The sequence below is a fragment of the Verrucomicrobiota bacterium genome (assembly GCA_016871495.1).
Taxonomy (GTDB): domain Bacteria; phylum Verrucomicrobiota; class Verrucomicrobiia; order Limisphaerales; family VHDF01; genus VHDF01.
Genome location: VHDF01000017.1, coordinates 57,287 through 66,390, shown reverse-complemented (window position 1 = coordinate 66,390; position 9,104 = coordinate 57,287). Strand labels below are relative to the sequence as shown.

The following is a 9,104-nucleotide window of genomic DNA, read 5'->3' as shown; positions in this document are numbered from 1 at the left end:
AGCCACCGCTCACCGTCGGTCAAACCCCGTTCGCGTTGAAAAAAGCGATGAACTCGGGCTCGATCGTCAAGATCCGCCGGCAGTCACTCCCTCAGGATTTCCCACTCTTCTGGCAAGGCGTCGTTAGGCATGCGCCAAACGTTACCAGCGTAGTCCGGTAAGGACAAGTCATTAGGTTAATGCTTATGGCCCGGTGTCCTCACCGGGCGTTCCGTGCATGAAATAGGCGGGCTAAATCGTCCGAATCGCTTCCCATTCAAGTGGGGAAACCTGCGCCTGACTTTGCGCTCGAAACGAACGGTGGAGGACGTGTTTCCCGGGCGGACTGCCGTTTCGCTTGCTGGCCGACGTGGAGAAGGATGTGGCGCAGCGTTACGGGGTGTGGGGCGAGAAAACATTCATGGGCCGAGAAGACACGGAGGTGTTCCGCGTCACGGTGTTGATCGGGCCCGACGGTCGCGTCGCGAGGATTGGGGATGAAGTCAAACCGGAGACGCGCACCGTTGGTGGGGTCTCCTCGCTGCCAGGCGGTCAGCATCGCGGTGGCACACCCCTGAATATTGGCCGGCGCCTTGAATTAGACTTTGGCGCTGATGCGTCTTGGCGTCCGCAAGCGGTCAGCAACATCATGCACGCTGCGAGGAGAAGTGGAACAGCAGGGTTCTTCATGATGGTGTCAAGGGGACAGGGTGAAGACGACATCACCAGGTTCCGACCTGTCCTCGGCTGAACGCTTTTTCTTGTTGTCGATTGGAGTGCCCCCGTCGTCTTTCCGATCGGGTCCGACGGAATAGAGAACGAAGCCGCCGTCCGACTTTTTCGCATAGCCCAGTGGCTGGCCGTTGTAGGGATCGGCGGGCAGTGTGGCTTGGAAGGCGAGTTCGAGTTCGGCGAGCGTGACGGGATACTTCCCTTGCTTGAGTCGGTGCCGTTCCAAGGCGCAAGCGCCTTGCACCAGATTCGCGACAGCATGAGCGCGGAGTGTTTTCCCATGCAACCCATGGAGGGCGGGGAAAAATTGGCGAGCCAAGACTCGATACGGCAGAAAGCCGTCGTGCAGAGATCGACTGATCTCACGGAGATTTTTTTCGATGTCCACGTTGTGGAGTTGCCGGAAATCCTCCGGAAAATCATCGATCATCCGCTGATACATGCGGTTCATCACGGCTTGGTTTTGACGGATCCAGCCTTTCGGAGTGAAGGAGATGACCGTGGCGAATACTCCGCTCTGGGGATCGGAATCCTGATCGCCCCATCCTCCGTTTTGCACGAAGGACTTCGGGTTGCGCATGGCGCCTTCGAGTGTGTGGTTCACCATCATGACGCGTTCCACGCGCAACACTTCGCGCAACCCTCGATGGTAATCGCTGGCCGCGTAGCGTTGTTGGATCCGGGCCAACTGATCGGCGGTCCAGCGGTGTTGGCGGATGCCTTCCCAGACGGGTTGAACCGCGATGCTTTCGATCGCGATCTGGACCAGCAGCCCGATTATCGTGGGGTCCGAGGAAGCGCCCTCGGAGAGTCGAAGGGCGGCGAGGGTGTCCTCCAGCGCGCCGGGAGCGTCTCCGGTCCGAAGTCGGGCAGTGGCCCGAAGCGACAGCATGGAGGACAGGGATTTGAGTTGGGAAAGGTGAGGCAGCAAGGCGTCGGCTCCGTGCTCGTAGCGGATGGGGAACCGGATATGGGGAAGCTTGGTGGCGGCGACGATCTCGCGCAGTTCGTTGGTGTAACGATTCAAAGCGAACAGGATTTCCTCGCCTTTGTTGCTGAGGTTGGTGGTGGAGGGATAGTTGGTATGGCCTTTGAAGGAGGCGGCCCACTTGTCGAGATCGAGCGCCTCGCCTTTTGCCCACCCGCTCAGGGATCCGCCGTTGGGAAGCCCGATGCTTTGCGTCTTCCAATACGCGTTGCTGTCCCGCGGTCTGGGGCCACCTTGAGTGATCCAGTCGTTCATCGGTTTGAACAGCGGGGTGAAAGCGAGGTTTTGATCGTCAGGCACAGGCTGGACCAGCTCGGCGATCGTCAGTTTTTCACCTTGGGCGAGAAGCGCGGCATGCGTTTGCTGCCAGGCCCGGTGGCCGCGGAAGTTTTCGACCGCGCAGAACAGCGCCCAGAGAGTGATGAGGCCCAGGATTCCCAGGAACAGGTAGCGAAAGCCCTTCATCCAAAAAGAGGGGCGGGGCTGATCGGCGTTCGGATCCGTTGAAGTGGGATCGTGAGAGTTCATACTATCCTCAAGGACTCGTGTTGTTGAGATCGGTGCTCGCTCCGGGGTTTCGGGGCTGGATGGAGCGGTGGCGCCGACCGCGTGTGGGCAGGCTCGGAATCGCCGCTCTCGAGCCACTGCCATAAATCACTGCGACGGGCGAGGACGAGTTGAGCCCAGGCCGGATTGGGCGGAGGAGGAGCGGCGGCCAACGTGGTCTTGCCGCTGTCCATGGACAGGGAATTCAGAATGAAAATGGCCAGCCAGGCTGCGGCGAAACCGGCCCATGCTCGACGGCAGGGGTAAACCCATTCCAGCCAGAGCAACGCCCAGCAGGAACGATTCGGTGCCGTCTGGGTTTCGAGGCTGAAGGCTGGCGAAGTGAGGCGTCCGAGTGCGGCGGCACGCTGTTGGTCCAGGTCGGGCACGCGATGGCGGCGCCGATCCAAGAGGAGGTCACGGGGCGTTTTCATGGCGAGGGCAAAAGGGGTTGTTGAGATGGAGCCTGAGTTGGGCGCGAGCATGATGGAGGCGCGACTTCACCGTGCCGGAGGGAATCGCCAGAATCTCAGCGATTTCATCGAGGGAAAACTCCTGAAGGTAGTGCAGAACCAGCACCGACCGGTGGGGTTCAGCAAGCTGATCCAGGGCGGAGAGAAAGGCCTCCTGATCCTCTTTTCTCAGCAACTCGCGCGCGGGATCAGTCTCGTCGAGCGCTGCAGATTCCAGGTCGAAGTTGTCCGGCACGGGCTCTTCGCGAGGCAAGAATCGAGCTTTCTGGAGGCTCTTCTGATAAGCGATCGCGAACAGCCAGGAACCGAACCGTTCATTCGAGCGCAATTGAGGGAGATGACGAAAGGCACTGACAAAGACCTCTTGAACCACCTCAAGAGCCATCTGCTCGTCCGCCAAGTGTTCGCAGACAAAGGCGAAAAGAGGCAACTGATAGCGCCGGAAGAGCTTATCCCAGGCGGAGGCGTCCCCGGCCCGGGCCGCGCTCACCGGCAGCGTGCGATCGAGTTCGGCGCGGGTTGGCGTCATGAGAAGGTCGGCCCGGAATGCATGTTCAGAGAGAGGAATGCACGAGCCGCCAAAAGGTTCAAAGCAAAGTGAAAAATTCTTGCCCGCTTGCCAGGGTGGACGGAGGATGAGCGCGTCTAAGGAGCTGTTTCGTTCACGTTGCGAGTGGGGACTCGCGCGCTTACCTATCGATGAAGCGGTCATCCTTGGACGCAACAAGGAGACTGTTATGCGACATCAAGGATGGATACTCGTCATGAGCGGTGTGGTCTGTTCGCTCTTCGAGGCGCGAGCCCAGATTGTGCTCAGCGGTTCGGCCTATTCAGAAAACTTCGACGGCCTGAGCTCAACCGGCACCGGCAACGCTTGGTCGGATCATGCCACGATCCCTGGATGGTATGCCGGCTCGACCTCGGGATTTGGTGGTGATTATCGGGCGGGTAGCGGCACCTCGACCACCGGGGATTTGTATAGTTTCGGCACCGGTTCCGATCGGGCGTTGGGATCCCTCGCCTCCAGTGGCTCCGGAGGCTTTGCTTACGGCGTGCGGCTGCAAAACGGCAGCGGCCAAACGCTGGGCGGATTCGTCCTCAGTTATCACGCCGAACAGTGGAGGGACAGCCGGACATCCGTCCAGACTCTGGAATTCAGTTACAAAATCAGCTCCACTGCATTGACCGCACCGGAACCGGCCCATGCGCCTGGTGTGGGAGGCTGGGTGGGATTGGCGGGGCTGAATTTTGCAAGTCCCCAGTTTGCGGCCTCGGGGGCATTGGACGGCAACGCAGCGGCCAACCGGCAATCCTTCCTGGCCGTGGGGTTGACCGGTGCGACCTTGAATCCAGGCGAGGAGTTGTTCCTGCGCTGGACCGACGCCGATGACACCGGGAGCGACCATGCCTTTGGGATCGACAACTTTTCGATCGCGTATTCCGCGGTGCCGGAGCCTGAGGAAATCACCATGGTCACCGGAGCGGTCTTGCTGGGAGCTTGGGGATTCGCCTCTCGCTGGCGGCAAGGGCGCTCGGCGACCCAAGCCGGTGGTAACCGTCCATGATGCCGAGCGCAGACTCAGCCCGGGTCATTGTATCCACAGGTTGTCGGTGATGCTCGCGGCAGCGCCGGGACGCGGCGTTCACGCCGCTTCAAGGCGTGTCTTCAAAGGGGCATGGCAGCTTCAACGGGCAAGGGTGCTACCAGGGCGAAGCATTCGCTCTGGGCGGGCCATGGAACGGGAGGAGATCGCCGCGGCCGATGCGCGCGAGCCAAAGCGCCGTGAACGGCGCGCCCCGACTCCAGGAGGAGGCACCGACCGCGAGTGGCGCTACGGGTTCCGACTCGACCTCGGGCGGGGCGCCGGTAACATCCGGCGCATGAAACGAGCTGTGACGCCGGGGCAATTGGACGCCCTGGCCAACAAAGTGCGGCGCGCGGTGCTGGCTGAGCCGGTGGCGGATATTCACACCCATTTGTATGACCCGGCCTTCGGCGGCTTGTTGCTCTGGGGCATCGACGACTTGCTCGTTTACCATTACTTGGTGGCGGAAACCTTCAGGAACGTGACGCTGCCTTACGCGTCGTTCTGGAAATTGTCCAAGACCCAACAAGCCGATTGGGTGTGGCAAACCCTTTTCCTGGACCATTCGCCCGTTTCCGAGGCCTGCCGCGGGGTTTTGACCACGATGCAGACCCTCGGACTCGATGTGCGAAAGCGGGATTTGCCGAAGCTGCGATCCTGGTTCAAACAGTGGAATCCTCGCGATTACACGAGTCATTGCCTGGAACTGGCGGGCGTCCGTTCCATCTGCATGACCAACTCGCCGTTCGATCCGCTGGAGAGGCCGGTGTGGGAGGCCGGGTTTTCCCGGGATCCGGCTTTTCGCGCGGCCTTGCGGATCGATCCGCTCTTGCTGGACTGGAAGCAATCGCGAAAGGAACTGTCTTCGTGGGGTTATGACGTTTCGGGAGCGTTGAATCAACGCACCGTGGACGCTGTGCGCCGGTTTCTGGCAGACTGGACCCGGCGGATGGAGCCGGCCTACGTGATGATTTCGTTGCCACCCGATTTTCAATATCCCGGCCGAGGCGATGCCGCGTGGTTGTTGGAAAAAGCGGTCTTGCCGCATTGCCGGGAATTCGGGCTGCCTTTCGCGGTCATGCCCGGCGTGAGGCGGGCCGTCAACCCGTTATTGGCCATGGCCGGGGACGGCATGGAGAGAGCGGACCTGGGGTTCTTGAAGAACCTTTGCGCGGCGTTTCCCGACAATCGTTTTGCTGCGACGGTGCTTTCGCGCGAGAACCAGCACGAACTTTGCGTCCTCGCCCGCAAGTTTCGCAATCTGCACATCTTTGGGTGTTGGTGGTTCACCAACATTCCGTCGATCATCGAGGAAATGACCCGCATGCGGGTGGAATTGCTTGGGTTGTCGTTCACCCCGCAGCATTCGGACGCGCGGGTGCTCGATCAAATCCTTTACAAATGGAAGCACTCCCGCGAAATCATCGCCCTCGTGCTCGAAGAGAAATACAAAGATCTGGCGCGGACCGGCTGGATGCCCGCCGACGCGGAGATCCGGCGCGACATCCGGGCTCTGATGGGCGGCACCTTCGAGGCTTTCTCGAAGGGTGCAGCGTCCTGAACTTTGAACCGAGGCGGACGAATTCCGAAATCCTGAGACATCATGCCTTCTGAACCTGTTGAATCGAACCCACGCAAATCCCTCGAAGATCGCGAGAAAATGACCGAACTGGAGCGGATTCGGCACTCGTGCGCCCACGTCATGGCCACTGCCATCCTGCGGCTCTGGCCGGACTCGCAATTCGCGTACGGCCCGCCGGTGGAGAACGGCTTTTACTACGATCTCGAGTGCTCCCATCGCATCTCGCCCGAGGATTTCGAAAAGATCGAAGCCGAGATGAAAAAGGAGATCAAAGCGAACCACGTTTTCGAGAAGCGGATGGTCACCCGCGAGCATGCGGTCGCGGACGCCCACAGCGGGCGGCTGGGCGGGCTGTCCGAACGTCCAGGCAACGCGAGCCGGTTCAAACTGGATTTGCTGAAGCAAATTCCGGAGGGAGAAGCCATCTCCTACTTTCAGAACGGGGATTTCGTGGATCTTTGCGCGGGTCCGCATGTGATGCGCACCGGCAACATCGGCGCGTTCAAGCTCACCAGTGTGGCCAGCGCTTACTACAAGGGAGACGAGAAGAATCCCCAGTTGCAGCGCATCTACGGGACGGCCTTCAAAAACAAGACCCAACTGGAGGAGTATTTCAAGATGCTGGAGGAGGCCAAGCGCCGCGACCATCGCAAGATCGGCGCGGAGATGGGGCTCTTTGCGATCGACACGGAGTATGTCGGGCCGGGCATGCCGCTCTGGCTGCCCAAGGGCACGGTCCTCGTGGAAGAACTGGAAAAGCTGGCGAAGGAAACCGAGTTCGCCGCCGGTTACGTGCGCGTGCGGACGCCGCACCTGGCGAAGGAGAAGATGTATAAAACCTCCGGGCATCTCCCCTACTACGCGGAGAGCATGTTCCCGAAAATGGAAATGGACGAACACCGCGCCGACCGCCAGAAACTAGAAGCCCGCATCGCCGAACTGGAGAAACAGTTGGCCGGTTACGCGGGGAAAGCAAAATAACCTTCCCCGCCACGACGAAATCAGAAACTATCTGGCCCGCTCCATCTGCCGCAATCCGTCTGTGCCAGTCCCACCCGGCAGCTCAAAATCCCCCGCCCACCATGATCCCACCAAAAGAGTCCGCCGCCAGCAAGGGCAACGCCCCCATCTACCAGCTCAAAATCGTCCTCCTCGGCTCGAAGTCACCCGTCTGGCGGAGGCTGCAAGTGCCGGATCATGCCAGCCTCGCCTGGCTGCACGCCGCCCTCCAGGTGACGATGGGCTGGACCAACAGCCACTTGCACCATTTCCTCACGGCCGAAGGCCGCTACACCGATCCGAGCCATAACGAGGACACGGGCTTTGGCGAGGAGCCGGATGGGGATGAGTCGAAGGCAACGCTGGCCCAAGTCGCGCCGGAGGAAGGCGCGCAGTTCGGCTACGAGTACGATTTCGGAGATTCTTGGGAACACGAGATCACCGTGGAGAAAATCCTGCCCGGACCGCCGTCAGCGGCCACGACCGCGCTCTGCCTTGACGGCGCCCGCGCTGGTCCGCCGGAGGATTGCGGCGGCCTCCCGGGGTATGCGGAACTGCTCAAGGTCCTCAAGAACCCGAAACACCCCGAGCACGAGTCCATGAAGGAATGGCTTGGCGGAACTTTCAACGCCGAATCCTTCGACCTGGCGAAAGTCAATCGCTGGTTGGGAAAACTGAAATGGCCGCGCGTCACCGAGACCCAACTGCGCAAGGCGCTCATGGGACGCGACGGATACCGGGAGTGAAGCGCAGCTTTGAGATCTCATCGCAGTTTATGGACAGCTATTATTTCCGCCATGCCGGTCTTTTTGAATCGGGTGAGCGAAAATACATGAGTACGCTGACCATCCCATTCTCCGAACGAGTCGCCCGCCCACGGCGCGCAGATACGGCGCGCAATGCTGACGGGGGAGCATGGAGGCGAGCGCGCCCGCCACGCCAAGCGCGAGGATTTCGTGGCGTTCTTGAACGGCTCACCCGGCATCCGGTCCATGCCGGGTGATGAGACTGGATTGCGGCTGAACCCATGGGAGCGAATCCGTCCATCGAAGTTGAACCGGAAATGATCGCAGCGATGCGAACGTTGCAGCCCGGAAATGCCGCGGAGAGGGCTCTCTGAATTTCATGATGAACACTGAAGATTTCGTAGCGTTGGAACAGGCCGTCCAGGCCGGCACCGCGCCGGCTGACGTGGCGGCGGCGTTCAACGAGTGGTCCGCGTTGCGCGCGGAGTTGAAACGGCTGGGCGAGCCGGAGAGTTATTACCTCAAGGCCATGAACTGCCCGCATCATCACCGCATTTTCGCGGCGGAGCCGCGCAGTTACCGTGACCTGCCTTTGCGGCTGGCGGAATACGGGTGCTGCTACCGGTACGAGCAGTCGGGAGAGCTCTTCGGGTTGATGCGGGTGCGCTCGTTGAACATGAACGACGCCCACATCTATTGCACCGAGGAACAGTTCGCCGCCGAGTTCAAGGCGGTGAACGACATGTATCTGAAGTATTTCAAGATCTTCGGGCTGGAAAAATACATGATGCGATTCAGCACCCACTCGAAGGAGGGCCTGGGCAAGAAGTACGTGGATCATCCCGAGCTCTGGCTCAAAACCGAGGACATGGTCCGCCGCGTGTTGCAGGAAAGCGGGATCCACTATGTCGAGGTGGCCAACGAAGCGGCCTTCTACGGACCGAAAATCGACGTCCAAGTGTGGAGCGCGATTGGACGCGAGTTCACCATCGCGACCAACCAGGTAGATTTCGCCGTGCCAGCCCGGTTCGGCCTGCAGTACAAGGACCGGGACAACGCGTTCAAGACACCGCTGTGCATTCACCGCGCCCCGCTGGGCACCCACGAGCGGTTCATCGGATTCTTGATCGAGCATTACGCCGGGAACTTTCCCCTCTGGCTGGCTCCCGAGCAGGTGCGGGTGATTACCTTGAACGACGATCCGGCGCTGCTCGCCTACGCGCAGCCCATCGTGAACGAGCTGCGGGCTCACATGGTGCGCGTGGAAGCCGACTTCAGCGCCACGCCCGTGAAAGCAAAAATCGCCAACGCCGAGGAGGCGCGCGTTCACACCATGCTGGTGATCGGCGGACGCGACGTGGAGGCCGGCGCGGTCAGTGTCCGGCTCCATCACGGCGGACCCCAAGGGGCAAAGCCGAAAATGGAAGTGATCGGGAAAATCGTGGACGATATCCGGGAAAGACGATCGTAAAG

6 protein-coding genes and 3 pseudogenes are annotated in these 9,104 nt (G+C 60.6%); 6 read left to right on the top strand and 3 right to left on the bottom strand.

Annotated elements, in window-relative coordinates; all coding sequences use genetic code 11:
* Positions 1-254 precede the first annotated feature (254 nt).
* Positions 255-730, top strand: a pseudogene (locus tag FJ404_05960) (hypothetical protein).
* On the opposite strand, the gene FJ404_05955 reads toward FJ404_05960, so the two are convergent.
* From FJ404_05955 to FJ404_05945, 3 genes are read right to left on the bottom strand one after another with little or no spacing between them, the layout of a single operon-like run.
* Positions 677-2,227: a hypothetical protein gene (locus FJ404_05955; GenBank protein MBM3822416.1), complete on the bottom strand. Its 1,551-nt coding sequence runs from the start codon at positions 2,225-2,227 to the stop codon at positions 677-679. The pseudogene FJ404_05960 and the gene FJ404_05955 sit on opposite strands and share 54 nt — an antisense overlap.
* Positions 2,224-2,679 (bottom strand): hypothetical protein, encoded by a 456-nt coding sequence (locus FJ404_05950; GenBank protein ID MBM3822415.1) that lies wholly within the window; start codon positions 2,677-2,679, stop codon positions 2,224-2,226. The genes FJ404_05955 and FJ404_05950 overlap by 4 nt, the downstream gene beginning before the upstream one ends.
* Positions 2,663-3,430: a sigma-70 family RNA polymerase sigma factor gene (locus tag FJ404_05945; GenBank protein MBM3822414.1), complete on the bottom strand. Its 768-nt coding sequence runs from the start codon at positions 3,428-3,430 to the stop codon at positions 2,663-2,665. The genes FJ404_05950 and FJ404_05945 overlap by 17 nt, the downstream gene beginning before the upstream one ends.
* Before the next feature lie 25 nt (positions 3,431-3,455).
* On the opposite strand from FJ404_05945, the gene FJ404_05940 reads away from it, so the two are divergent.
* The 5 genes and pseudogenes from FJ404_05940 to FJ404_05920 all read left to right on the top strand — a co-directional run bounded on the left by FJ404_05940 (position 3,456) and on the right by FJ404_05920 (position 9,102).
* Entirely contained in the window at positions 3,456-4,283 is an 828-nt protein-coding gene (locus tag FJ404_05940; protein ID MBM3822413.1) for a hypothetical protein, read from the top strand.
* A gap of 316 nt (positions 4,284-4,599) precedes the next feature.
* Positions 4,600-5,865, top strand: a complete 1,266-nt coding sequence (locus tag FJ404_05935) for a glucuronate isomerase (GenBank protein ID MBM3822412.1) — start codon at positions 4,600-4,602, stop codon at positions 5,863-5,865.
* 42 nt (positions 5,866-5,907) lie between these two features.
* A pseudogene (locus tag FJ404_05930) lies at positions 5,908-6,777 on the top strand (threonine--tRNA ligase).
* 191 nt (positions 6,778-6,968) lie between these two features.
* Positions 6,969-7,631, top strand: a complete 663-nt coding sequence (locus FJ404_05925) for a plasmid pRiA4b ORF-3 family protein (GenBank protein ID MBM3822411.1) — start codon at positions 6,969-6,971, stop codon at positions 7,629-7,631.
* A 514-nt stretch (positions 7,632-8,145) separates the two neighbouring features.
* A pseudogene (locus FJ404_05920) lies at positions 8,146-9,102 on the top strand (threonine--tRNA ligase).
* Positions 9,103-9,104 lie beyond the last annotated feature (2 nt).